The following is a 23,366-nucleotide window of genomic DNA, read 5'->3' as shown; positions in this document are numbered from 1 at the left end:
GGGAAGTCGACGCTTCCCGACTAGGGCAGCACCCACGCCACCCAGGTTGCTCCGTACACCGTGAGCACCGCCGCGGCGAGCAGGTCCAGCAGCACTCCCACGCGCATCATCACCGGCAGGCGCACCACGCCACTTCCGAAGACGATGGCGTTGGGCGGCGTGCCCGCGGGCAGCGCGAAGTCGCACGAGGCCGCGAAGGTGCTCACCGCCAGCAAGGGCCGCGAGGCCGGTAGCACGTTGAGCATGACGTTCGTCGTGGCCGTGTTGGAGGCGATGGCCGACAGCAGGATGGTGGCGCTGGCGACGATGCCGTGCTGCACCAGGACTGGCAGTGACTCCAGGCCGGACAGGCGCGAGGTCATCCAGGAGGCCAGGCCACTGGCTTCGATGCCCGCCGCCAGCGCGAAGCCTCCGCCCAGGAGGAGCAGCGTGTCCCAGGGCACGCGCCGCAGGGCCGCCACGGACAGGCGCCCCAGCACCAGCAGCGTCACGGCGCCGAGTATCGCCACCGTGGCCTCGTAGTGCTTGCCCCCCAGCTTGAAGCCATTGAAGGCGCGGGCCACCGGCCCGGCGAGCACCTCGCGCAGCGGGTCGCCGAAAATCCACAGCATCGCGGCCACGAAGAAGACGAGGCCCACCGTGCGCTCGCCCCGGGAGAGGGGGCCGAGCTGGGCCAGCTCGCGGGCGATGACGTCCCCGCCCTGGCCGGGCCCCATCTTGTCGCGCCGCGCCCAGCGCCACAGCACTGCCCACGTCAGTGGCAGGAAGATGAGGACGAAGGGGAGGGCGGCCACCATGTACTCGACGAAGCCCACGTCGGTGCCCAGCCGGCGCGACACCACGCCCGCGAAGACGGAGTTGGTGGGGCTGCCAATCTTGGTGCCGATGCCGCCGATGTTGGAGCCGTACGCGACGGCCAGCATGAGCGCCGCGCCGAAGTGCTCCAGGGGCCGTCCCTCGGCGGTGCGGAGCTGGACGAGCAGCGCCATGCCGATGGGCACCATCATCACCGCGGTGGCGGTGTTGGAAATCCAGAGCGACACGGCGGCGGTGGCCGCGAGCATGCCGAACAGCAGCCGCTCCGGCCCGGTGCCGACGGCGCGCATGATGAGCAGGGCGATTCTCCGGTGCAGTCCCCACTGCTCCATGCCCGCGCCCAGGGCCATGCCGCCCATGAAGAGGAAGATGTAGGGGTCCAGGAAGGGCAGGGTGGCGCGGCCCACGGCGACGGCGACGTTGTCCGTGTCGAAGACGCCCAGGAGCGGGAAGAGCGCCACGGGGAGCACGGCCGTCCACGCCATGGGGACGGCCTCGGTGAACCACCAGAGGGCCATCCACGCGGCGACGGCGGCCGCGGCGGCGGGGCGGTGGTCCAGGCCCGGCAGGGTGTGCAGACCCGAGGGAATCCCGTAGATAAGGGCGGCGGCCACGGGTCCGGCGATGCGTCCCACCCACTGTCCCGTCGTCGCACGCCGCGCGGCCTGCTCGCTCATATGGCGCGGCACCGTCGCACAGGTGTCGCCGAGGGTGGGAGTGGAAAGCCCGGCATCCTTCCCGGCGTGCGTGGGTCGCATGCGCCCGGCCGTGGTAGGTTGGCGCTCTCCCGCGCCGCGCCATGATTCAATTCTTCCACGTCTACAAGGCGTATCCCGGTGATCCGCCGGTGCTCTCGGACATCAACCTCAGTGTGGAGAAGGGCGAGTTCGTGTTCCTCACGGGCCCTTCCGGCGCGGGGAAGACGACGCTGCTCAAGCTCATCTTCTGCGCGGAGAAGGCCACCAAGGGGCAGATTCTGGTGGGGGGCCGCAACATCGCCCGCATCCGCGAGTCCGCCGTGCCCTACCTGCGCCGCAACATCGGCGTCGTGTTCCAGGACTTCAAGCTGCTGCCGCACCGGACGGTGGAGGACAACGTGTCCTTCACGCTGGACGTGCTGGGCGTGCCGCGCGCGGCGGCTCGCGACAAGGTGCGGCGGATGCTGAAGCTGGTGGGCCTGGAGCACAAGGCGAACTCGTTCCCCCTGCGCCTGTCGGGTGGAGAGCAGCAGCGCGTGGTCATCGCGCGCGCGCTCGTGAATGACCCGACCATCCTCCTGGCGGACGAGCCCACCGGCAACCTGGACCCGGCGCTCACCGTCGAAATCATGGACCTGCTCACCCAGGTGAACATCCGAGGCACCACGGTGGTGGTGGCCACGCACGACGCCACGCTGCTGGCGCGCTACCAGAAGCGCACGGTGCGGTTGGAGCGCGGGCAGATTGTCTCCGACGAGGACGGCGTCAAGGCGGCGCGACGGATGGTGGTATGAGCGCGCTGGCGAAGACGCGGTACTTCTGGCGCTCGGCGGCGGTGGGGCTCAAGCACTCGCCCTTCGTGCACTTCATCGCGGTGACGACCATCGCGATTGCCCTCTTCTCCGCGGGGCTCGCGCGGGGCAGCGCGCGGGTGCTGGACAACCTGCTCGCGTCGCTGGGCGGCGAAGTCGAAGTCACGGTGTATCTGGCGCCGGAGCTGGGACAGGACGAGGCGCACGGCGTGCGCGCTCGCGTCGAGGAGCTCAGCAAGGGCCAGGTGACGCTGGTTCCTCCGGATGCCGCGCTCGCGCGCCTTCGCACCGAGCTGGGGGACTTGGGCGAGGCCCTGTCGGAGCTGCCGGAGAACCCGTTGCCCGCGGCGCTGGAGCTGCGCGTTCCTCCGGAGCAGCGCACGCCCGAGGCGCTCCAGGCCCTGGCGAAGGAGCTGCGCGCGCTGCCCGGAGTGTCCGGCGTGGACTACGGAGAGCAGGCCGTGGAGCGGCTGACGGCCATCGCCCGGGCCCTGCGCTTCGGCTCGCTGGTGGCCTTCGTCGTCGTGCTGAGCGCCACCGTGGTCATCGTCGCGGCCACGCTCCAGCTCGCCATCTATTCGCGGCGCGAGGAGATTGAAATCCAGAAGCTGGTCGGCGCCACGGACCGCTTCGTCAAGGCGCCATTCCTGCTGGAGGGGCTGCTTCAAGGGCTGCTCGGCGCGGGCGTGGCGCTGCTCGGGCTGTGGGCCTTCGGTCGGCTGGTGGGACCCACGCTGGGCTCGCTGTTCGCGTTCCTCCTGGGTCCGGGTGTGGCGGCGCCGTGGGTGGAGCCGCGATTGGTGATGGAGCTGGTGGGCGCGGGGTGCGGCCTGGGGTTGGGCGGCAGCTTCGTCGCGGTGGGGCGTTTCCTGCGCGTATGAGCCGGTCCTTCGTCCTCGCCCTGGCGCTGGTGCTGGCAAGCCTCCCCGCGCACGCGCAGAAGCTGGAGGAGGCCGAGCAGTCCGAGCTGCGCGAGAAGCTCGCCGCGCAGCGCGCGACGCTGGCGCTGGTCGAATCGAAGAAGCTCACGGTGCTCGAAGGCCTGGAGTTGATGGAGGAGATGGTCGCCTTCTCCCGGCGTCGCGTGCGGGCCCTGGATGCGGACCTCGCGGTGTTCCGCAAGCGCGTCATCCTGGCCGAGCGCGAAGAGGTGCTGCTGCGCGAGGCGCTGCGCGTGCAGCTTCGTCGCCTGTCCCCCCGCCTGCGCACGCTCTACCGCGTCATGCGTCGCCGGCCGCTGGAGGTGCTCCTGTCCGCGGAGGACTTCTCCGCGCTGGTGTGGCGGGCGCGCGCCTTGGAGGCGAGCATGTCCGGCGACCTGGACCTCTTGCGCGGCGTGCAGCGCGTGGCCCACCTGCAGCGCCAGTCCACGCTCGAGCTGAAGCGGCTCCAGGCCTCGCTGGCCGCGCGGGTTACCTTCCTCCAGGAGCAGGAGCGGCTTGCGCGCGCGCAGCACGAGGCGCTCGAGGAGGTGGTGGGCTCGCTCGCGGGCGAGGCGGAGCTGGCCCGTCGCGCGGTGAAGGAGCTGGAGCAGGCGGACGCGGAGCTGTCCCTGGTGGTGCGCGACCTGAAGGAGGTCCCCGCCACGCACGGCTTCGGCGCCCTGCGCGGCAAGCTGCCCCAGCCCACGCGCGGCATCATCGAGGTGGCCTTCGGCAAGGTGGTCAACCCGCGCTTCAACACCGTCACCGTGCAGAAGGGGCTCGACATCCGCGCCGCCTCGGGGACGCCCGTGGTCGCCGTGGCCGACGGCACCGTCGTCTACGCGGGCTCGCTGCGGGGCTACGGCAACCTGCTCATCGTCGACCACGGCGACGGCTACCACACGCTCATGGCCCACCTGTCCTCCATCGCCCTGGAGCTGGGCGCCGCCGTGGCCTCGGGCGAACTGGTGGGCGAGGTGGGAGACACGGGCTCGCTCAAGGGCTCGTACCTCTACTTCGAGGTCCGAAAGGCCGGGCAGGCCGTCGACCCGGCTCCCTGGCTGGCTCCCATGCAATGACGCGTTGCGGCGAAGTGGTGCGGGGCTTGTTATCCTGAGTCACGGACTCCCGGTACGAGAGGAGCAGGCGAGCGCATGGACCTCATGGGCGGAATGCAGAAGGCGGTACGGCGCGTCCTGGTGGCGCGAGGTGTCCAGTCCTCGACAGTCGATGTCGGCGGGCAGTCGGTGCACTTCTACTCGCTGAAGGGGCAGGGGAAGGGGCCGCCGGTGGTGCTGGTGCACGGGCTGGGCGGTTCGGCCAACGGCTTCGGGCGCACGTTCTTCGGCCTGGCGAAGCGCTTCTCACGCGTCGTCGCGCCGGACCTGCCGGGACACGGATTTTCCACCGAGTACTGCGGCGGCCAGGTCTGCGTGCGCAACCAGTTCGAGGTGCTGCGCGCCTTCGTGGAGCAGGAGGTGAAGGAGCCGGCCTTCGTCGTCGGCAACTCGCTGGGCGGGGCGATGGCGGTGAGCCTCGCGTCGGAGTATCCGCAGTGGGTGCGCGCGCTGGTGCTGGTGGCGCCCGCGGGCGCGGAGCTGCCGGTGGAGGAGAGCACCGCGCTGCTCAACTCCTTCAAGGTGGGCACGCCCGCGGAGGCTCGCGCCTTCACCCGGCGGCTGTTCCACCAGGCGCCGCTGCCGGCGCTGCTGCTGGCGACCGAGCTGCGCCGCTTCTACGACACACCCACCGTGAAGGCCCTCACCGCCGAGGCGATGGCCTCCCGGCTCAGCCTGGAGCCGGAGGCGGTGCGCAAGCTGTCCATGCCGGTGCTCTTCCTGTGGGGCGGTAGCGAGCGGTTGTTGCCGACGCGCTCGCTGGACTGGTTCCGCGCCCACCTGCCCGCGCACGCGCAGGTGAGGGTGGTGGAGGGCTTCGGGCACGTGCCGCAGATGGAGCGTCCGGACGAGCTGGTGTCGCACCTGGTGCGCTTCGCGGATGCGTCGAGCCTCTGAGGGCCGGGTATAGACTGGGACGCCCCTTCGAGCCTCACCGCGAAAGGACGTACCGACGTGACGGGTCTCCACCAGCCATGGCGCGCGGCGCTGGTCGCGCTGCTCCTCCTGTCCGGGCCATCGGCCGCCGATGAGAAGAAGGGTGTGCCCGCTCCAGTCTCCAACAGCGCGCGCGCCACGCGGGCGGAGAAGGACGACGCCACCTACCGCCAGCTGGAGACGTTCGCGCGCGTGTTGTCCTACGTGGAGAACAACTACGTGGAGGCGCCGGACCAGGAGCGGCTCGTCTACGGCGCCATCCAGGGGATGCTCGACACGTTGGACCCGCACACCGTCTTCATGCCGCCAGATGTCTTCCGCGAGATGAAGATCGACACCTCGGGCGAGTGGGGTGGGCTGGGCATCGAAATCGCGCGCAAGAATGACCGCATCGTCGTCGTGGCGCCCATCGACGACACGCCGGCGGCGCGCGCGGGCATCAAGGCGGGCGACGAGCTGGTGGGCATCGACGGAGAGAGCACGCGCGGCATGGACGTGGGGCGCGCCATGCAGAAGATGCGAGGCCCCGCCGGTGGACGCGTGCTCCTGAGCATCCTGCGGCAGGGCTTCAGCGCCCCTCGCGAAATCGCCATCATCCGCGACCACATCCGCATCGTCTCCGTGGAGAGCGAGCTGTACGGCGGCTTCGGCCACATCAAGGTGAAGAACTTCCAGGAGCGCACGGACCAGTACCTGCGCAAGGAGCTCGACAGGCTGCGCGGCCTCAACGGCGGCAAGGAGCTGCGCGGCCTGGTGCTGGATTTGCGCAACAACCCGGGCGGCCTCTTGGACCAGGCGGTGGCGGTGAGCGACCGCTTCCTGCCGGGCAACCTGCCCATCGTCTCCACGCGGGGCCGCGACGGCCGCAACTCCACCGAGGAGCGCAGCAAGGACCGCGACACGGAGAAGAACTACCCCGTCGTCGTGCTGGTCAACGCGGGCAGCGCGTCCGCGTCCGAAATCGTGGCCGGCGCGCTCCAGGACCATGGCCGCGCCACCGTCCTGGGCACGCAGACGTTCGGCAAGGGCAGTGTGCAGACGGTCATCGAGCTGGAGGACGGCTCCGGTTTGAAGCTGACCATCGCCCGCTACTACACGCCCAAGGGCCGCAGCATCCAGGAGCGGGGAATCACTCCCGACTACGTCGTGCCGGACGAACCCGGTGGCAAGCCGGGCCGCGAGACGCCGCGCGAGAAGGACCTCCAGCGCCACTTCCGCGCCGAGTCCACCGCGGCTTCCGAGTCGCCGTCGCCCGCGCCTCGGGGCCTGCCGGAGAACCTGGCGCCGTGGGAGGCGACCGCGTCGCTCAAGGACTATCCGCTCAAGGTCTCACTCGAGTACCTCAACGGCCTCTCCGCTGCTCCGGGGCGCTCTCCGGCTCGCGCCGAGGGTCGTTGAGGACTCCTTCCCCCTTGCTTTTCGGCGAGACCTCCGTTTGATGGCGGGCGGACAAAGGTGAACGAGTGATGCGACCTTCGAGCAAACGCGCGATGCACGCGGCCCTCAGCGGGTGGTTGGTGGGCATGCTGGCCGTGGGCCCCGCCGCCGCGCAGTCGAGCCTCCCCCTCCGACTGACTCCCCGAGCAGTACCCACCGCCTCACCGTCCTCCGTGACGGTGGTGGCCATCTCGCTGGATGCGACATCACGAACGGAGGCGGCGCGGCTGGCGTACTGGGCCGAGCAGTCGGTGGCGCGCTCCGGCCGACTGGAGCTGGTGAGGCTGACGGACGCGCTGGACGCGCAGGGCAAGGCGGCGCGAGAGGCGAAGGCCGCCGAGGGTGCCGCGGCCATGAAGGAAGGCCAGACGGCGTACGACGAGCTGGACACGCAGAAGGCGCTGCAGCAGTTCGACAGGGCGGCGCGCGCGTTCGAGGCGAGCGACTTGTCGCGCAACTTCGGCGACCTGAGCCGCGCCCGGGTGATGAAGGCGGCCTCGCAGGTGGCCAACGGCGAGGGCACGGCGGCGCAGCTGGAGATTCGCGCGGTGCTGGCGGTGGACCCCCGCGCCCAGTTCTCGCCCAACTTCTTCCCGCCGGACGACATGGCCTTCGTGGACAAGGAGCGCAAGGCGGCGCTGGCCGGCTCCACGGGGACGCTGTCGGTGAGCACCGAGCCCGTGCCCGCGCAGGTGTACGTGGACGGCCAGTTCCGGGGCGTCTCTCCGGTGGAACTCAAGGGGCTGACGCCCGCGGACCACTTCGTGACGGTGATGGCGCCGGGCTTCGAGGTGGAGCAGCGCCGGGCGCGAGAGAGTGACACGAAGCTCACGCTGGCCCCCGCTGCGTCCATGCGCGCGCTGCAGGCCATCACCGACCGCGTCGTCCGCAAGCCGGAAGGGGCGGAGCGGGACGTGGCCCTGCGAGAGCTGGGTGCGCTCGCGGGCGTGTCCCAGGTGCTGGCGCTGCTGGTGCGCGGTGGCACGGGCACCGCGCCGCTCCAGGTGACGGGCCTCCGGCTCGACGTCACGGACGGGCACAACCTGGGCTACTCCGTGGGCGCGGTGCCCGCGGGTGAGGCCATGGCCACCGGCTCCGACGCGCTCTTGTCCTCCCTGGTAGGCGCGGACACGGCCCGGCTCGCCGGCAACAAGCCGGTGACGCACTTCTCGGGCGGCGCTGGCGCCAACCGCAAGACGATGGGCTACGTGCTGATGGCCACCGGCGTGGCGCTGCTCGCGGGCGGCATCTATTTCGGCATGGAGGCGTCCTCGAAGGAGGATGACTTCCGCCGCGCGCCCCAGACGAGCCCCCGGGCCCAGGACTTCAAGGACACGGGCAAGACGTACGCGCTCGTCGCGGACATCGGCCTGCTCACCGGCGCGGTCGCCGCGGGCCTGGGCGGCTACTTCGCCTTCTCCGGTGGTGGCGGTGGTGGTGGCGACTCCAAGCCCGCTCCCACGCCCACGCCGAAGAAGTCGCGGGCCACGCCGCCGCCGGCGAAGAGCGACGGCAAGAGCGACTCGCTGAGCATGCCGCCGCCTCCCAAGGGCACCAGGCCCGTGGGCGAGTCCCTGCCCATGCCGCCTCCGCCGCCCCCGGCGAAGACGACGCCCGCCGCCCCCGCCGCGAAGACGACGCCCGCCGCCCCCGCCGCGAAGACGCCACCTCCGGCGACCGAGCCGGCCCCTCCGCCCACGACGCGCACCCAGGACACGCGCCGCTCGAAGGCTGAAGAGGCCGCCCAGCGCGAAGAGGAGCAGCGCAAGCGGGATGAAGTGGAGCGCCAGCGTCGCGAGCTGGAGGAGCGCACCAAGAAGGACGAAGCGGAGGCGGAGGCCAAGCGCAAGCGCGACGAAGAGGAGAAGCGCAAGCGCGAGGAAGACGAGAAGAAGAAGCGGCCGTCCATCGACGAAGACGATCTCCGGAATTACTAGCCATGCGCCGTCCCCTTCGTTTCCTCATCCCCCTCGCGGCCCTGTCCCTGGGCCTGTCCGCGTGCAGCCTCCTCGTCGACTTCGACGAGGAGGGCCAGCCGTGCGACGAACGCAACCAGTGCCTCACGGGCTTTGCCTGCGAGGACGGCAGTTGCATCCGTGATGACTCCGCCGTCCCTGACGCGGGCCGCCCGGATTCAGGTACCGACGCGGGCGTCCCCGGGCCTGGGCCCGTGGATTCGGGTCCGGTGGACGCGGGCCCCGTGGACGCGGGCCCCGTGGACGCGGGCCGGCCGTAGTCCCCACCGGCGAGGGGCGGTAGTTCCTACAGCCCCTCGCTTCGCGTGGTCCGGTTGCCACGCCGTGTCCTCGGGGACACGCCCGCCCGGCCGCCCTCCCGCCGATGCAAACCCGCGTTCCCACGGGGACTGTCGGGGCGAAGCCGGGGAGCTGCCCTCCCGGGAGGGGTTGGCATCCGCCGTGCTCTGTCGTGGGCCCAAGGAGGTTTCATCGACATGGGCAAGCGCGTCGGAGTGCTGATGGGCGGGTGGGGCGAGGAGCGGGAGATTTCGCTCAAGACGGGAGAGGCCGTGGTCGCCGCGCTGGAGTCCCGTGGCCATCAGGTCACCCGGGTCTTCGCGGGGCCAGGGCTGGACCGGGCGCTGCGCGCCGCGGAGCTGGACGTGGCCTTCATCGCGCTGCACGGGCGCATGGGCGAGGACGGCCGGGTGCAGGGCCTCCTGGAGCTGCTGGAGCTGCCGTACACGGGCTCGGGCGTGCTGGCCTCGGCGCTGGCGATGAACAAGCCCATGGCCAAGAAGCTCTTCCGTCTGCACAACCTGTCCACGCCCCAGGGGTACCGCGTGGGCCGTGACGACGCCGGACGCGCCCTGGGGCTGCACGGCGACCTGGGCTTCCCCTGCATCGTGAAGCCCGCGTGCGGGGGCTCGTCGGTGGGCCTGTCCATCGTCCACGAGCCGGAGTCGCTCGTCGCGGCGGTGGCCGAGGCGTGCCGCTTCGGCGGCGAGGCGCTGGTGGAGCGCTTCGTCCCCGGCCGCGAGGTGACGGTGGGAATCGTGGGCGACAAGGTGCTGGGCAGCTGCGAGGTGGCCACCCCGCGCGAGGGCTTCGACTTCGACGCCAAGTACAAGGGCGGCTCGCGCTACTTCCTCCCGCCCCGCCTGTCCGCCACGCGCGTGGCCAACGTGGAGGCGCTGGCGCTCGCGGCGTACCGCGCCCTGGGCTGCCGGGGCTACGGCCGCGTGGACCTCTTGTGCTCCGACACCGACAACGACGTGGTGCTGGAGGTCAACACGCTGCCCGGCTTCACCCCCACCAGCCTCCTGTCCAAGATTGCCGCCCATGCGGGCGTGGACTTCCCGGAGCTCGTCGACCGCATCCTCTCGCTGGCGACCCGCGACGAGGCGGGTGTCATGGACGCGCCTGTTGTCGCCCCCGCTCCCACCGTCGCCGAACCTCGCCGCGCGGTGAGCTGACCTCCCGGGTAGTCCGAGCCCTGGCGCCGCCTCAGCCCCGGCGCCAACCTCTTGGATCTCCTCGAAATACCAGTGACGCGTGGTGTCACCTGAGACCTGAACGGAACGTTCAAAGTCCGGGAATAATTTGACACGCCCTTGACGCATCCCTATTGTCCGGCGCCGATCAGTCCTGGATGGTTAAAGCCTTGTCTTTTCGGGCACATACGGGACGGGGGCTCAGCGGACCCAGCAGGCGGCGGTCGGCGTGAGACGGGATTCCGATGCCGCCACGCAAGGAAGGACCGCGGGCCACGGGGGCTGCGCGGGAGGGGCTGAGCGTCACTGATGACCACCGTCGAGATCATCTTCCTGGGCGTCTATTTCAGCGTCCTGTGCGTGCTGGCAGTCTACGGCTCGCACCGGTACCGAATGGCGTTCCTGTATTACCGGCACAAGTTCAAGCTGCCGACGCCCAAGAGCCCTTTGAAGGAGCTTCCACGCGTCACCATCCAGCTCCCCATCTTCAACGAGATGTACGTGGTGGAGCGCCTGGTGGAGTCGGTGTGCCGCATCGACTATCCGCGTGACCTCCTGGAAATCCAGGTTCTTGACGACTCGACGGACGAGACGTGTGGCATCGCCCGGGCGTGCGTGGAGCGGCACCGGCAGAAGGGCCACGACATCGTCTACATCCACCGCGTCAACCGCGAGGGCTTCAAGGCGGGCGCGCTGGAGCATGGGCTGAAGGTGGCGCGGGGCGAGTTCGTCGCCGTGTTCGACGCGGACTTCGTGCCGAGCCCCGACTTCCTGTTGCGCACGGTGCCGTTCTTCTCCGACGCGAAGGTGGGCATGGTGCAGGTGCGCTGGGGGCACCTCAACCGTGAGTTCTCCATCCTCACGCAGGCCCAGAGCATCTTCCTGGACGGCCACTTCATCATCGAGCACACGGCGCGCAACCGCTCCGGCTGCTTCTTCAACTTCAACGGCACCGCGGGCATCTGGCGTCGCGGCACCATCGCCGACGCGGGTGGCTGGCAGCACGACACGCTGACCGAGGACCTGGACCTGAGCTACCGCGCCCAGCTCAAGGGCTGGCAGTTCGTGTTCCTCCCGGAGGTCATCTCCCCGGCCGAAGTGCCGGTGGACATGAACGCCTTCAAGAGCCAGCAGCACCGCTGGGCCAAGGGCTCCATCCAGACGGCGAAGAAGCTGCTGCCCACCATCCTCAAGAGCGACCTGCCGCTGGCGGTGAAGCGCGAGGCGTTCTTCCACCTCACCAACAACATGGCTTATCTGTTGATGGTGCTGTTGTCGGTGCTGATGCCCATCAGCATGGTGGTGCGCTTCCAGCACGGCCTCTACGGCACGCTGTTCCTGGACCTGCCCTTCTTCGTCTCCGCGACGGCGAGCGTGTGCTTCTTCTACGTCGCCGCGCAGCGTGAGCGGGGCGTGACGGGCTGGGAGCGGGTGAAGTACCTGCCGTTCCTGATGAGCCTGGGCATCGGCCTGGCCATCAACAACGCCAAGGCCGTGGCGGAGGCGCTGCTCAACCAGCAGTCGGGCTTCGCCCGCACGCCGAAGACGGGCGCCGAGGGCAAGAAGGTCATCGCGGTGAAGAAGGCGTACCGCGGCAGCAAGACGCTGATGCCGGTGGTGGAGCTGCTGTTCGCGGCGTACTTCACCGGGGCGCTGTGGTTCGCCATCGACGCGCGCATCTACACGTCGCTGCCCTTCATCATCCTGTTCCAGGCGGGCTTCCTCTACGTCGGCATCTCCAGCCTGCTGCAGGGGTTGGCCGGCCGCGTGAAGCTCGCTGACGCCAGCCCCGCGGTGACTCCCGCCGAGGAGCAGGCGCGCCGCGCCGCCTGAGGATGACTCGCCCCGCGCCCCTTCGCTTCGGGGCGCGGTGGCTGGAGTCGCTTCGGACCTAGAGGCCCGCGTCCGGCGGGTCTCTCAGCAGCACCTGACGCAGCCTCACCGGAGGCGGGCCGGAGCGGGAAGGCCGGCACCCTTCGTCGATGGACGTGCTGGCCACCGCGCGCAGCGTGAGGCCCGCGTCGTCACACGCCTCCAGCTCCGTGGGGAACGAGACGGGGCAGGGCGCTCCCGAGCCGCTGAAGCCCGTGGCGCGCGTCTCGCCCACGAAGCCTCCGGGCGTGCGCTCGAGGACGATGGACGCGGTGCTGGAGTCGGGAGGCTCCGTGCCCGCGTCGCTGTCCGCGCGAGCCCGCACGACGGTCAGCGACAGCGTCCCGCCATCATCCTCGCCGTGGTAGCGGAAGGCCGGATTGTCGGCGTGGTGATACTCGCCTGCCTGGCTGCTCTCGCATCCAGGTGGGACGCGGACGGGAGGCGCGGGTGGGGGGCGCGTCTCCACTGTGGGCGGCGCCTTGGTGGGGCACGCTGTGAGGCAGAGGACGCTGAAGCCGAGGGCCAATGAGGGCAGGGCGCGATGCATGGGGCGCGGATATTGGCTGAATGGACGGTTGGGAGGGACTTCGTTTGATTCCCCTTGGACGACTCTCTAACCTTCGGTCCGTCATGAGCATTCGACGCCTCGTCCTCTTTTCGCTGGTGGCCGTCCTCGCGGCCCCGTCTTCCGCGCTCGCGCAGGCCGATGACCTCCTGGCTCCTCTCACGCCGTCGTCGAAGTCGACGAAGGCGAAGCCGGCCAAGACGAAGGTGGTGAAGAAGAAGAAGGCGGCGGCGGAGAAGGTGACGAAGAAGCCCGCGCGCTCCAAGGCCACGGCGAAGGGCGGCAAGAAGAAGAACGTGCCGCCTCCCGACGACAGCCTCCTGGCGCCCCTGGCCCCGGTGAAGACGGAGCTGGCGGTGTTCATCACCGGCTCCGTCCGAGGCGCGCGGCTGACGCTGGATGGTCGCGACGCGGGTGTGCTCACGCCGACCCCCATGACGCTGTCGGTGACGCCGGGCGAGCACGCGGTGGTGGTCCGCAAGCCTGGGTACGAGGAGTTCACCCGGCGGCTGGACGTGAAGGAAGGTTCGACGGCGGAGGTCAAGGTGGTGCTGCAGGCCACCATGGGCTTCGCGCGAGCGTTGGCGGACGTGGCCGGCACCGTGGTGCTGGTGGACGACGTCGAGGTGGGAACGGTGCCGCTGAGCGACATCCTCCTCAAGCCAGGCTCGCGGGAAATCGAGTTCCGCGCCGAGGGCTACAAGCCCCACGTCCACAACATCAACGTGCTGGCCGGGACGACCTACGAGCTGACGGGGCGGATGCGGCCCGTGGTGGACACGGCCGTGGCGAGCAACACGCCGCGCGGAGGGGACACGCCGCGCACTCCGCCGGTGCTGGACCCCTCGACGTCGATTCCGGACGAGCCGAACCCGGCCCTGTCGTTCGACAGCGAGTCTCCGGATGCGGAGGTGGAGAGCTCCAGCAAGCCCTGGTACGGCCGTTGGTACGTCTGGGCGGGCGTGGGCGCGGTGGTCGCCGCCGGTACCGTGGGCGCGGTGATGGCGACGCGGGACCCCACCATCACGAAGGCACCTACGGAGACGTTGTGTGGGGGGCCCTGCGACCTCGTCATGAAGCCGGGTAGCAGCCCGCGCTCGGGCGGCGCGGGAGCAGGGGTCTTCAAGACGCCCGCGGTCGGCGGGTTGCGCTTCTAGATTTCGGTGTTCCAGGCCGCGCCCGTGCCATGTCGGCGGAGGAGCGCGGCCTGTCGTCCGGCTCACTCGCCGCGCAGGTCATCCTCGGCGGCGCGCTCTCCCGGGGCGCTGAGCACCAGGTAGACGTCCGACACGCGGCCCACGCCCCAGGAGTCCAGGACGGTGACGCGGACCTTGAAGGGCGCGGACTCCGGCAGCAGCTCGGTGACGTCAATCTCGCCGGGCTCGAAGCTGAAGGCTCGGCGGCCCAGGTTGTCGACCTGCTGGTTGCCGATGTGGACGCTCTCGGTGAAGCCCATGACGGCGCGTCGCATCACCTTCTTGCCCTGGCCGTCGAGCACTTCCATCAGCAGGAAGTTGTCCACGCTGAAGCCGAGCGTGCCCTTGGCGTCGCCGTAGAGGCGGGCCCGCTGCCCGTCCCTGCGCAGCACGGCGGTCTCTCCGAAGGTGACGACGCGAGGGGTGCGCTCGCCTTCGTCCGTGTCGACCTCCACGTCATCGCGCACCTTGTCGAAGGACTCTGTTTCCTGGGGCGGCGTGTCGGCCACGAGGCGGACGGCGCGGGGAGTCGAGGAAACGGAAGCGGCGGCGGGCGCGGGGACGTTCCGCGCACACGCCGTCCACCCGAGGGCGGCGACCAGGAGAAGCGTTCGAGAGTGCATGCCCACGAAGGCTAGACGAGCCGTGGTGCCCCAGGTCAATTAGCATGCGCGCATGCGGACGCTCCTGCCTGGCCTGCTGTCGTGGTGCGTGCTCTTCGGGCAGCCCGCCCAAGGTGATGTCTCCCCAGAGGTGCAGCTGAGCCTCCAGCACCTGAAGCCCTCCGAGCGGGAGCGCGCGGCGAAGGCGCTGGGGCCCCTGGAGGAGCTGCCTCGCTACCGGGTCCAGCTGGAGGTGGACCCCGTCGCCCGCGAGGCGAAGGGGCGGGTGCAGGTGGAGGTGCTGGCCCGCGAGAAGCCCCTGACGGAGCTGTACCTGCGGGTGACGCCCAATGCGCAGGGGGGCAAGCGGGTGGTGCTGTCCGACGCGCGGCTGGGGCGCCAGCCCATCATCCTGGAGCAGCCGGAGCCCACGCTGTACCGCTATCGCCTGACGGAGCCGGTGCCTCCGGGCGCGGCGGCGGTGCTGGACGTGGCGGTCCGTGCGGTCGTCCCGAGGGGAGAGAAGCCCACGGGGACGCTCCTCGGCGGTGGAGGACAGGGGCCCAAGGGCGACCATGGGGCGTTCTCCGCCACGGAGGACTTCATGAGCCTGGTGGGCGTCGTACCCCAGGTGCCGCCGATGGACGACAAGGGCCAGCCCTGGGCGGGACCGCAGGGCTTCGGCGACCTGGCGCTCTACGCGCCGGCCCACGTGCTGGCGTCCATCACCGTCCCCTCCGGTTGGGCGGTGCATGCCACGGGCGCGGCGATGGGCGAGGTGCCCGAGCGCGACGGCCGCGTGCGCTTCGCCTTCGCCGCGGGCGCGGTGCGCGACTTCCCCATCCTCGTGTCCAAGGGCTACGCGGTGTCCACGGCCACGGTGAATGGCGTCACGGTGGAGAGCCACTACACGGCGAAGGACAAGGAGGTGGGCGAGCGCGTGCTGAAGTACGCCTCGTCGGCGCTGGCGGAGTTCGAGAAGCGCCTGGGGCCGCTGCCGTACACGCACTTCCGGGTGGTGGAGGCGCCGCTGTCCGGAGGGGCGGGCGGCATGGAGTTCCCTGGCCTCATCACCGTGTCGAGCATGCTGTATCGCGGCGTGGAGGACCCGTTCGAGCTGGTGGCGGGCCAGGTGGACGTGGAGCAGCTGAAGGAGGTGCTGGAGATGTTGGGGCCTACGGGCTCCGCGCCCTTTTCACAGCTGAGTGCCTCGCTGGAGCGCACGCTGGAGTTCACCGTCGCGCACGAGGTGGCGCACCAGTACTTCGCGGGCCTCGTGGGCTCGGACCCCATCCACGCGCCCGTGGTGGACGAGTCGCTGGCCCAGTACGCCGCGCTCCTCTACATCGAGTGGAAGCACGGCAAGCCGGCGGCGGAGTCGCTCCGGCGCGAGCTGCTGGTGTCGCCGTACCACATGTACCGGCTGGCGGGCGGCGAGGACGCGCGAGCAGACCGTCCCACTGGCGCGTTCGACAACGAGACGGAGTACGGGGCGCTGGTGTACGGCAAGGCGCCGCTGCTGCACCACGCGTCACGCAAGCTGGTGGGCGACACCGCGTTCTTCCAGGGCCTGCGCTCCTACGTGGACACGTATCGCTTCAAGTGGACGTGCAAGGAGTGCTTCACCAAGGAGCTGGCCAAGGCGAGCCCTGGGAATGCGAAGGCGCTGGAGAAGCTGCGCGTGCGCTGGTGGAACGAGGCCCGTGGCGATGATGACCTGGGCCTGCCCAGCCTGGACTCGGTGATGGGCACGCTGGGGGCTGGCAGTGGGTTGGACGTGGACAGTCTGGACCCGCAGGCCAAGGAGTTGCTGGAGTCGATTCTGCCCTCGCTGCTGGGACAGTGAGGGCAGGGGAAGTCAGTCGAAGAGGGCGTGGACGAACTCGCGCGGCTCGAAGCGGCGCAGGTCGGCGATCTTCTCGCCCACGCCGACCCAGACCACGGGCAGCTTCAGCTCGTCGCAGATGCCGATGATGACGCCGCCCTTGGCGGTGCCGTCCAGCTTCGTCAGGGCAATCGCGGTGATGCCCACGGCCTCATGGAACTGCTTGGCCTGCTGAATCGCGTTCTGCCCGTTGGTGGAGTCCAGCACGAGCAGCACCTCGTGCGGGGTGCCGGGCATGGCCTTGTCCATGACGCGCTTGACCTTCTTCAGCTCCTCCATCAGCGGCGCCTTGGTGTGGAGCCGGCCCGCCGTGTCGGCGATGACGACGTCGGCGCCCTCGGCCTGGGCCTTCTTGATGGCGTCGAAGATGACGGAGCCCGGGTCTCCACCCTCGGTGCCCTTCACCAGCTGCGCCTTCGCGCGCTCGGCCCATACGTCGAGCTGCTCGGTGGCGGCGGCGCGGAACGTGTCGCCCGCGGCCAGGACGACCTTCTTGCCCTCGCCCGTGAGCTTCGCGGCCAGCTTGCCGATGGTCGTCGTCTTCCCGGCGCCGTTGACGCCCACCACCATGACGACGTGCGGTGGGCCTCCGCCCTCTAGCGAGCGCGGCACCGGCAGGTCGACGATGCGGGCGACCTCCGTGCGGATGAGGTCCTTGATGCGGTTCGAGTCGCTCAGCTCGCTGCGCTTGAGCTTCTCGCGAGCCAGCTCCACCAACTCGCTGGCCGTGCGCACGCCGATGTCCGCCGTGAAGAGGATCTCCTCCAGCTCCACGAGCACGGACTCGTCCACCTGCCGCTGCTGGCCGAACAGCCCGTTGAGACGGGCCATGAAGCCCTGGCTCCGCGTCTTGTCCAGGCCCTGCGCCAGCGTACGGCCGGCCTCGGCGTCCACCTTGGCGCGGGCGGCGGCCTCCTCGGCGCGACGGGCCTCCTCGACGACAGCGGCCTCCCGGGCGCGCTCGTCCTCCATGAGCCGCTGGGCCTCGGTCTGCTCTCGCTTGCGCCGCTCGCGGGCCTCCTCGTCGGCGGCCTTCTTCGCGCGGTACTCGGCGCGCTTCTCCTCCTCCTCGCGCTCCTTGAGGACCCGGACCTGCTCCTCGAGCCGGGCGCGCTCGCCAGCGTCGGTGGTGGTCCTGGCCGCGCGGGCAGCCTCCTCGCGCTGACGAGCCAGCTCCTGGGCGCGGGAATGGGCCTCGTCCACCTCGCGCAGCCGGGCGGCCTCCTTCTCGGAGGGCGGCAGCTCCACGCGCAGCTCGGGACGCTCCGCGGGCAGCGCGGGCCTCTGCTCCGGGACGGGGACGCCGGGCTTCCGACCTGGCTCGGGAGCGCGCTTGCGGAAGAAGAGCTTCCGAGCCGCCAGCACCATCAGCAAGGCGAAGAGGGCGGCGCCACCAATGCCCACCACGTCGCCCGTGGTGAGTCCGTCCGACGGAGGGATGCCCGTCCCCGGCTGGGTGGTCTCTCCGCCCGGAGTCGGAGCGGGGGAGGGGGCGGGCGGCACCTGAGCGGTCAGGGCGTCGAGGGCATGGGGGGTCTTCATGTGCGCCGCTCCGCATACACCAACACGCCGGTGGATGCAGCGCCCGTGGCCGAGTAGAAACGGCCTGCCATGCGCCTCGAGCTCCCCACCGTCATGTTGTCGGTCCTCCTGCTAGGCAGTGCCTGCATCGTCGAGGCCCCGGGCGGAGCGAGTCCCGAGCAGCGGCGCGCCTCCACCGTCACCCAGATTCCGCCCCTGTCCGTGCGCAACGGCGCCAACCTGGGTGGCAAGGTGGAGCTGGTGGCCGCCACCGTCCAGCCCGGCCGGATGACGCCCGGAGAGCGCGCCCAGGTCACCGTCTACTTCAAGGTGCTCGAGGCCCTGGACGCGGACTACCTCATCTTCGTCCACGTCGAGGACGCGGGCGGGCGCATGGAGCGGATGAACCTGGACCACCTGCCGGCCGGCGGAATGTTGCCCACGTCACAGTGGAAGCCGGGCGAGACGGTGAAGGACGAGTTCTCCATCTACCTCCCCGCCGACGCCAACCCGAAGGCCCTCAACATCTGGCTGGGGCTGTGGGACCCGAAGACGGATGCCCGACTGCCGCTGACCAACCGGGACGCGGTGCGCAACGACGGAAGGGACCGCATCCTCATCGCGCAGGTCCCCGTCGGGCGCTGAGGTCCACGGGGGCGAGATGGACACGGTCTGGGTGGTGTTGGGAGTCCTGGTCGGCCTGGCGCTGGGCATTGCCCTCCTGTTCGGTGTCGTCGTCACGCTGGGCTTCAGTGGGGAGGCGCATCGCCACCGGGTGACGCGGCTTCACGCGGCCCTGCAGCGAGGGACGTTGCTCGTGGCACTCATGCCCGTGCCGCTCGCGCTCTGGGTGGGCTGGCGGTACTTCTTCTCGGGGCGGGGATTGGAAGGACTCCCGCTCACGTGGGGCCTGCCGATTGCGGGCTCCGTGGGGTGCGCGGCGGTGGCCGCCCTGTTCTTCTTCGCGGGAGAGTGGCTCGCGAGCCGGGAGTCCGAGAAGCGGTTCGAGGCGGAGCGACGAGCGCTGGTCGCGCTGCGTGTCGAAGTCGTTCAGGGCGCGCGGCAGAAGGCCTGCCTCCTGGTGGCGAGTGACCCCGAGGCCACGGCCGACGACATGCGACGGTGTCGTGAGTACGTCGACTCGCTCTCCGAACCGACAGCGCGCTGGAGCGAACTGTCGCGGTTCCTGGCCGACTTCGGCTTCAAGACCTGGAACCTGCGGCAGGTGGGGCTGAGCCCCGTGTGGGACTGGAACAGGTCCATCGTGGTCGTCCGGCACGAGCAGGCGTGGTTCCTCCGGGCGTTCTACGAGACGTGGCTCGCCCGGCCCGACGCGCTCCAGTCCTCGGACGAACTGGAGCGTCTGAGCGCGTGTCTGCGAATGAGCACTCACCGCTCCGGATGGAGTGCCCCGGCGCTGGACGTCTTCACGTCCCAGGTCCTCCCGGAGCTCGTCCGGCGACTCGAGGAGCTGGCGCCCAGTGTGCCGTCCTCTTCTGGCGAGGCGCTGGCGCGGGTAAGGGAGGAGCTCGCCTCGCTCCGGACACGCCTCGACGAGGACGTCGTGCCGCAGCCTCCCTCCATCGGCGCGGTCTCCGAAGGCACCATCGGACTGGCGGAGCTTCGTGCCGAATCCGTGCTGCGACTCTGGCTGCGAAGCACGCCGGACGCGGGGGCCTTCGGCGACGTCTACCTCGAGTACCAGCCGTACGAGGCCGAACTGCGCCAGTGGTTGGGGCACCTCGGCTCGATGACCCAGGGCGTGGTGAAGCCCGTGCCGCCCATGAAGCGGGCCGCCACGTCACGGGCCGCGTAGCGCGGCGAGCGACAGCCGTCCGCCAGGTTCAACGAGGGCTCACGAAGAAAAGCGCCGGAGTGGCCCTGTAAGCCGAGTTTTGTCCCCGCCCCTTTCGGAACGGGCGATGAACATTCATCTAGGGCCCTGGTTACCCAGGGGCCTCATCAGCGAGCAACCCGAACGCATGGGACGGGCAATCCCTGTCCCCCAAACAGCGGGGACGCGCTCCTATTGGCTCTTGCTCCAGGTGGGGTTTACCGTGCCGTCTGAGTCACCCCAGACGCGGTGCGCTCTTACCGCACCGTTTCACCCTTACCCGCCCCCTCGCGGGAACGGGCGGTCTGTTTTCTGTGGCACTTTCCTGCGAGTCGCCTCGACTGGCCGTTAGCCAGCACCTTGCCCTATGGAGCCCGGACTTTCCTCCCGCCACCCATGACTGCGGTGGCCGGCGTTCACCCGGACCACTCCGGCACCTGTCCCTTACAACAGCCTCGGGACAGCGGTCCACTCCAGGGGACGTCCGAGGGGAGGAGCGCTACATCCGCTCGTCGATGGCCCGGTTGCTCATCTCATCCGCTTCCGCGTTCTTCGCGCGGGGGATGTGGTGGAGCTTCACCTTGGAGAAGAGTGCCAGGAGCCGCCGCGCCTCCTCGAAGAGGGGCCTGAGCGTCATGCTCTTCACCTGGTACAGCCCGTCGAGCTGGCGGATGAGCAGCTCGCTGTCGGCGTAGACGTCCACTTCGCGCGCGCCCAGCGCCTTCGCGTGCTTCAGGCCCAACAGCAGGCCCTGGTACTCGGCGCTGTTGTTCGTCTGCGTCCCGAGGAAGCGGCCGAGCCGCGCCACCACGTGCCCCTCGGGGTCCGTCACCACCGCGCCCGCGCCCGCGGGGCCGGGGTTTCCTCTCGCGGCGCCGTCCGAATAGACGCGCACGCGAGGAAGGGGCTCGGAGGAGGGGCGTGGCTCCACCGCCTGGGAGGCGGGAGCCGAGGCCGCCGCCCCTCCGTTCTCGGCCCTCGCGGGAGGGCCCAGACGGGTGGCGGCTTCGTCGAGAAGCTGACCCAATCGCTCCCGCGTGAGTCCGCGGAAGGTGCGCACCGTCGACGAGAGCGGCTCCTCACGCGCGATGTGGCGGAGGATGTCGACGAGAGACGGTGCGGTCATCGGCGGCCTACTTCGCCGCCGCGGGTGTTTCCTGGAGGGCTTCCACCGCGTAGATGATGCGGTTGCAGGACGGGCAGACGTCCGTGCCCAGCGAGGTGCGCAGGTTGTTGTAGAGCTGCGGGGGCACGTTCATGTTGCACCCCTGGCAAGTGCCCGCCACCACGCCGACCAGCGCGGGCAGCTTCTTCTTGCGGATGACCTCGTAGCGTCGCAGCAGGTTGGAATCGACGGCGCTCGACACACCGGAGCGACGACCCTCGAGCGCCTTCACCTGCGCCTCGGACTCGCCCAGCTTGCCGCGCAGCTCCGCCATTCGCGCCGAGAGGCCTTGCTGCTTCGTCCCGAAGTCGGCCTCCTTCCCCTTGAGGGCCTCGCGAGCCAGGCCGAGCTGCTTGATCAGCTCCACCTGCTCCTCGGCCATCGTCAGGTTGGCCTTCTTGGCGATATCGATTTCACGGGCGAGGGCGGAGTACTCGCGGGTGGAGCGCTGTTCGCTCAGCCGCGCCTCCCACTTCTTCACCTTGTCCTTCTCGTCCGTGATGTTCTGCTCGCGCTCCGCCTTCTGCCGCTCCATGTCAGTGACGCGCGCGCGCTCAGCCTCGATGGCGCTGCGAGCTACACCCAACTCCCGCTCCAGCTCGGCAATCTGACGGGGGTGGACGTCCGCGGCCTTCCGGAGCGATGCGACCTCCAGGTCCACATTCTGAAGCTCCGCCAGCGCCTTCAATTTCTCCCGCAAAGTTGCTGCCTCCCACAGAGCCGCACCGTGTACGGCCGCGCGCTCTTCTACCAACAAGGGTGATAAGGGTCCAACGCCCAAATGGACCATGAGTCATCCCCTGGGCCCTTGGATTGCTCCGCGCCATTTGAAAGAGCTTCACGCACCCGTTAGACCGGGCACGTGCTCCGCGCCACCTTTCATCGTCCGTTGCTCCTCCTCGCGCTCGTCTCCGCGTGCCGCGAGACGCCTGCTCCCTCGGCCCCCGTCACTCCCGCGGCGACGGCTCCCTCGCCCGCGCGCCCCGCCGCCGACGTGAAGTGGGGCACCCTCGAGGGGCGCGTCCGACTCACGGGGACTCCTCCAGCCCCTACCTTGTCGCCCACCACCGGCACCGTCGTCTCCGTGTGTGGCGAGCAGGCGGAGGACCGCTCCCTCGTCGTCGGCGCCGAAGGGGCACTTGCCCACACAGTGGTTTCCCTCAAGTCCGGTGCGGGGCTCCCCGTCCCAGCGAGCCTCCCGCCCGAGCCCGTGCTGGACCAGAAGAAGTGCGTCTACGAGCCGCCCGTCCTGGCTGCCCGGGCCGGCACCTCCCTGACGCTGCGCAACTCTGATCCGCTCGTCCACAACGTGCGCGCCGCCTCCGGCTCCACCCGCTCCTTCTTCAACGTGGCCATGCCGCTGGAGGGGATGACCACGCGCAAGCCGCTCCCGGCCGAGCCGGGCATCGTGCCCGTCCGCTGCGACATCCACCCCTGGATGCGCGCGGTGGTGCGGACCTTCGACCACTCCTATTTCGCGACCACCAGTCCGGAGGGGCGCTTCCGGCTGGAAGTCCCAGAGGGCACCCACACCCTCGTCTTCTGGCACGAGCGACTGCCTCCGGCCGAGCACACCGTGACGGTCCGCGCCGGGGAAGTCGTGGAGGTCGAACAATCCTGGGCGGTGGGCGACCTGAAGTAACGGACCTGCTCGCGCCTGTAGCAAAAGGTTGAAAGATTTTCGGCGCTGCACGTTCTAGATGTCGAGGCGTGGGTGATCCGGATTTCATTTCCGCCCCGATAGAAAAATTGCTACATTACTGGCGAGCAACATCACGAGAGGGGGGCCGAGTCATGCAGCAGGCCAAGAAGCGGACGACTCTGACGAGCCAGTCACACACGCACCAGGAGCCGCCCCGCAAGGACATCCGTCCGGTGGGGATGCAGGAGATGGGGCCTGGTCTGTACGAGCAGATCCGCCGCGCGATGATGGAACTGTCGCTGGCGTCGGGGACCTGAGCGGAGCGCGGGCAGGCGCATCACGCTGAACGGAGCCTTGGCGGCGCCCCTCGACGGGCACGCCTGGCTTCAAGGCTTCGTGGGTACCACCGAGGCGCAGGGACTCCCGGCGAACGCCAGGGAGTCCCTACTACCCCACGACTCAGGTTTCTTCTTCTTCGGTTTCCGCGGCCGGAGTCTCGTCGTCATCGAACGAGTCGAGGTCTTCTTCCTCATCCTCGCTCGCGGCGGCGGGCTCTTCGGGTTCAATCGGTTCGATGACCTTCGGGGCGGCGGCCAAGCGTCCGCGTCGTCCCTCGGGCTGAGGCTTGAGAGCAGGGCTTTCCCGCTGGTCCGCGCCGCACTTGGGGCACAGCGGGTCAGGCTTCTTCATGTCGTAGAACTTCGTCGTGCACTTGTAGCAGACGAACTTCGATCCGAGGTCCTTCGCCGGCATTCGCCACCTTCTGAATAAGGCCGAGAGAAGACAGAGGGCGGCTGCATAGTTGGCGCGCAAGACGGAGTCAACCGATGGTTTGCGCGGGAGATTTCTAGCGGTAGCATCCAGAACCCAGTTTCCCCCCAGTGAGCCGG

The 23,366-nt window shown here is 69.8% G+C and carries 22 protein-coding genes and 1 other RNA gene; 15 read left to right on the top strand and 8 right to left on the bottom strand.

The window, feature by feature from the left end; all coding sequences use genetic code 11:
• Positions 1-20: 20 nt before the first annotated feature.
• Positions 21-1,493 carry an SLC13 family permease gene (locus ACN469_RS27460; protein ID WP_498772382.1) on the bottom strand — a complete coding sequence of 491 codons (1,473 nt, stop codon included), beginning with the start codon at positions 1,491-1,493 and terminating at the stop codon, positions 21-23.
• A 122-nt stretch (positions 1,494-1,615) separates the two neighbouring features.
• Between ACN469_RS27460 and ftsE the strand changes: the two genes are divergently transcribed.
• The 9 genes from ftsE to ACN469_RS27415 all read left to right on the top strand — a co-directional run bounded on the left by ftsE (position 1,616) and on the right by ACN469_RS27415 (position 12,024).
• Complete coding sequence (gene ftsE, locus ACN469_RS27455; RefSeq protein ID WP_163865347.1) at positions 1,616-2,308, top strand: cell division ATP-binding protein FtsE; 693 nt, start codon at positions 1,616-1,618, stop codon at positions 2,306-2,308.
• Positions 2,305-3,207 carry a cell division protein FtsX gene (locus tag ACN469_RS27450; protein ID WP_498772380.1) on the top strand — a complete coding sequence of 301 codons (903 nt, stop codon included), beginning with the start codon at positions 2,305-2,307 and terminating at the stop codon, positions 3,205-3,207. Before ftsE ends, ACN469_RS27450 begins: the two co-directional genes overlap by 4 nt.
• Positions 3,204-4,328, top strand: coding sequence for a murein hydrolase activator EnvC family protein (locus ACN469_RS27445; protein WP_498772378.1), 1,125 nt, complete (start codon positions 3,204-3,206; stop codon positions 4,326-4,328). Before ACN469_RS27450 ends, ACN469_RS27445 begins: the two co-directional genes overlap by 4 nt.
• A 75-nt stretch (positions 4,329-4,403) precedes the next feature.
• The gene (locus tag ACN469_RS27440; protein ID WP_498772376.1) at positions 4,404-5,264 is read left to right on the top strand and encodes an alpha/beta fold hydrolase; all 861 of its coding nucleotides are present in this window, start codon (positions 4,404-4,406) and stop codon (positions 5,262-5,264) included.
• A gap of 57 nt (positions 5,265-5,321) precedes the next feature.
• Positions 5,322-6,701 (top strand): S41 family peptidase, encoded by a 1,380-nt coding sequence (locus ACN469_RS27435; RefSeq protein ID WP_498772374.1) that lies wholly within the window; start codon positions 5,322-5,324, stop codon positions 6,699-6,701.
• A gap of 92 nt (positions 6,702-6,793) precedes the next feature.
• Positions 6,794-8,677, top strand: coding sequence for a PEGA domain-containing protein (locus ACN469_RS27430; RefSeq protein WP_498772372.1), 1,884 nt, complete (start codon positions 6,794-6,796; stop codon positions 8,675-8,677).
• A gap of 2 nt (positions 8,678-8,679) precedes the next feature.
• Positions 8,680-8,976, top strand: coding sequence for a hypothetical protein (locus ACN469_RS27425; protein WP_498772370.1), 297 nt, complete (start codon positions 8,680-8,682; stop codon positions 8,974-8,976).
• A gap of 216 nt (positions 8,977-9,192) precedes the next feature.
• Entirely contained in the window at positions 9,193-10,173 is a 981-nt protein-coding gene (locus ACN469_RS27420) for a D-alanine--D-alanine ligase (protein WP_498772368.1), read from the top strand.
• 327 nt (positions 10,174-10,500) lie between these two features.
• A complete protein-coding gene (locus tag ACN469_RS27415) occupies positions 10,501-12,024 on the top strand; it encodes a cellulose synthase family protein (RefSeq protein ID WP_498772366.1) in 1,524 nt (507 codons plus the stop codon).
• Positions 12,025-12,082: 58 nt separating this feature from the next.
• Here ACN469_RS27415 and ACN469_RS27410 read toward each other — a convergent pair whose 3' ends face one another.
• Complete coding sequence (locus ACN469_RS27410; protein WP_498772364.1) at positions 12,083-12,532, bottom strand: hypothetical protein; 450 nt, start codon at positions 12,530-12,532, stop codon at positions 12,083-12,085.
• 164 nt (positions 12,533-12,696) lie between these two features.
• Here ACN469_RS27410 and ACN469_RS27405 point away from each other — a divergent pair, with 164 nt between their 5' ends.
• A complete protein-coding gene (locus ACN469_RS27405) occupies positions 12,697-13,788 on the top strand; it encodes a PEGA domain-containing protein (protein ID WP_498772362.1) in 1,092 nt (363 codons plus the stop codon).
• 62 nt (positions 13,789-13,850) lie between these two features.
• Here the strand turns inward: ACN469_RS27405 and ACN469_RS27400 are convergent, their stop codons facing one another.
• Entirely contained in the window at positions 13,851-14,450 is a 600-nt protein-coding gene (locus ACN469_RS27400; protein WP_498772360.1) for a hypothetical protein, read from the bottom strand.
• Positions 14,451-14,502: 52 nt separating this feature from the next.
• On the opposite strand from ACN469_RS27400, the gene ACN469_RS27395 reads away from it, so the two are divergent.
• Positions 14,503-16,275 (top strand): M1 family aminopeptidase, encoded by a 1,773-nt coding sequence (locus tag ACN469_RS27395; RefSeq protein ID WP_498772358.1) that lies wholly within the window; start codon positions 14,503-14,505, stop codon positions 16,273-16,275.
• A gap of 12 nt (positions 16,276-16,287) precedes the next feature.
• Here the strand turns inward: ACN469_RS27395 and ftsY are convergent, their stop codons facing one another.
• Positions 16,288-17,856, bottom strand: coding sequence for a signal recognition particle-docking protein FtsY (gene ftsY, locus ACN469_RS27390; protein ID WP_498772356.1), 1,569 nt, complete (start codon positions 17,854-17,856; stop codon positions 16,288-16,290).
• Between the two features lie 69 nt (positions 17,857-17,925).
• On the opposite strand from ftsY, the gene ACN469_RS27385 reads away from it, so the two are divergent.
• Positions 17,926-18,480 (top strand): hypothetical protein, encoded by a 555-nt coding sequence (locus ACN469_RS27385; RefSeq protein ID WP_498772354.1) that lies wholly within the window; start codon positions 17,926-17,928, stop codon positions 18,478-18,480.
• A 16-nt stretch (positions 18,481-18,496) separates the two neighbouring features.
• Complete coding sequence (locus tag ACN469_RS27380; RefSeq protein WP_498772352.1) at positions 18,497-19,651, top strand: hypothetical protein; 1,155 nt, start codon at positions 18,497-18,499, stop codon at positions 19,649-19,651.
• A gap of 52 nt (positions 19,652-19,703) precedes the next feature.
• On the opposite strand, the gene rnpB is transcribed toward ACN469_RS27380, so the two are convergent.
• The 3 genes from rnpB to ACN469_RS27365 form a co-directional block, all read right to left on the bottom strand.
• An RNA gene (rnpB, locus tag ACN469_RS27375) (RNase P RNA component class A) lies at positions 19,704-20,101 on the bottom strand.
• A 67-nt stretch (positions 20,102-20,168) separates the two neighbouring features.
• Positions 20,169-20,795, bottom strand: coding sequence for a ribonuclease HI family protein (locus ACN469_RS27370; protein ID WP_498772350.1), 627 nt, complete (start codon positions 20,793-20,795; stop codon positions 20,169-20,171).
• A gap of 7 nt (positions 20,796-20,802) precedes the next feature.
• A complete protein-coding gene (locus ACN469_RS27365) occupies positions 20,803-21,534 on the bottom strand; it encodes a zinc ribbon domain-containing protein (RefSeq protein ID WP_498772348.1) in 732 nt (243 codons plus the stop codon).
• 162 nt (positions 21,535-21,696) lie between these two features.
• Here ACN469_RS27365 and ACN469_RS27360 point away from each other — a divergent pair, with 162 nt between their 5' ends.
• Positions 21,697-22,476, top strand: a complete 780-nt coding sequence (locus ACN469_RS27360; RefSeq protein WP_498772346.1) for a cupredoxin domain-containing protein — start codon at positions 21,697-21,699, stop codon at positions 22,474-22,476.
• A gap of 152 nt (positions 22,477-22,628) precedes the next feature.
• A complete protein-coding gene (locus ACN469_RS27355; protein WP_498772344.1) occupies positions 22,629-22,793 on the top strand; it encodes a hypothetical protein in 165 nt (54 codons plus the stop codon).
• A gap of 142 nt (positions 22,794-22,935) precedes the next feature.
• Here the strand turns inward: ACN469_RS27355 and ACN469_RS27350 are convergent, their stop codons facing one another.
• Positions 22,936-23,229 (bottom strand): FYDLN acid domain-containing protein, encoded by a 294-nt coding sequence (locus ACN469_RS27350; RefSeq protein WP_498772342.1) that lies wholly within the window; start codon positions 23,227-23,229, stop codon positions 22,936-22,938.
• Between the last annotated feature and the right edge of the window lie 137 nt (positions 23,230-23,366).

The organism is Corallococcus terminator, assembly GCF_049194865.1.
Taxonomy (GTDB): domain Bacteria; phylum Myxococcota; class Myxococcia; order Myxococcales; family Myxococcaceae; genus Myxococcus; species Myxococcus terminator_A.
The sequence above is the reverse complement of the archived record's forward strand: the minus strand, read 5'-3'. Positions and strand labels throughout refer to the sequence as shown.

Coding starts and splice junctions, on each gene's coding strand:
- ACN469_RS27460 (WP_498772382.1), bottom strand. CDS start 1,493: ATGAGCGAGCAGGCCGCGCGGCGTGCGACGACGGGACAGTGGGTGGGA.
- ftsE (WP_163865347.1), top strand. CDS start 1,616: ATGATTCAATTCTTCCACGTCTACAAGGCGTATCCCGGTGATCCGCCG.
- ACN469_RS27450 (WP_498772380.1), top strand. CDS start 2,305: ATGAGCGCGCTGGCGAAGACGCGGTACTTCTGGCGCTCGGCGGCGGTG.
- ACN469_RS27445 (WP_498772378.1), top strand. CDS start 3,204: ATGAGCCGGTCCTTCGTCCTCGCCCTGGCGCTGGTGCTGGCAAGCCTC.
- ACN469_RS27440 (WP_498772376.1), top strand. CDS start 4,404: ATGGACCTCATGGGCGGAATGCAGAAGGCGGTACGGCGCGTCCTGGTG.
- ACN469_RS27430 (WP_498772372.1), top strand. CDS start 6,794: ATGCACGCGGCCCTCAGCGGGTGGTTGGTGGGCATGCTGGCCGTGGGC.
- ACN469_RS27425 (WP_498772370.1), top strand. CDS start 8,680: ATGCGCCGTCCCCTTCGTTTCCTCATCCCCCTCGCGGCCCTGTCCCTG.
- ACN469_RS27420 (WP_498772368.1), top strand. CDS start 9,193: ATGGGCAAGCGCGTCGGAGTGCTGATGGGCGGGTGGGGCGAGGAGCGG.
- ACN469_RS27415 (WP_498772366.1), top strand. CDS start 10,501: ATGACCACCGTCGAGATCATCTTCCTGGGCGTCTATTTCAGCGTCCTG.
- ACN469_RS27405 (WP_498772362.1), top strand. CDS start 12,697: ATGAGCATTCGACGCCTCGTCCTCTTTTCGCTGGTGGCCGTCCTCGCG.
- ACN469_RS27400 (WP_498772360.1), bottom strand. CDS start 14,450: ATGCACTCTCGAACGCTTCTCCTGGTCGCCGCCCTCGGGTGGACGGCG.
- ACN469_RS27395 (WP_498772358.1), top strand. CDS start 14,503: ATGCGGACGCTCCTGCCTGGCCTGCTGTCGTGGTGCGTGCTCTTCGGG.
- ftsY (WP_498772356.1), bottom strand. CDS start 17,856: ATGAAGACCCCCCATGCCCTCGACGCCCTGACCGCTCAGGTGCCGCCC.
- ACN469_RS27385 (WP_498772354.1), top strand. CDS start 17,926: ATGCGCCTCGAGCTCCCCACCGTCATGTTGTCGGTCCTCCTGCTAGGC.
- ACN469_RS27380 (WP_498772352.1), top strand. CDS start 18,497: ATGGACACGGTCTGGGTGGTGTTGGGAGTCCTGGTCGGCCTGGCGCTG.
- ACN469_RS27370 (WP_498772350.1), bottom strand. CDS start 20,795: ATGACCGCACCGTCTCTCGTCGACATCCTCCGCCACATCGCGCGTGAG.
- ACN469_RS27355 (WP_498772344.1), top strand. CDS start 22,629: ATGCAGCAGGCCAAGAAGCGGACGACTCTGACGAGCCAGTCACACACG.
- ACN469_RS27350 (WP_498772342.1), bottom strand. CDS start 23,229: ATGCCGGCGAAGGACCTCGGATCGAAGTTCGTCTGCTACAAGTGCACG.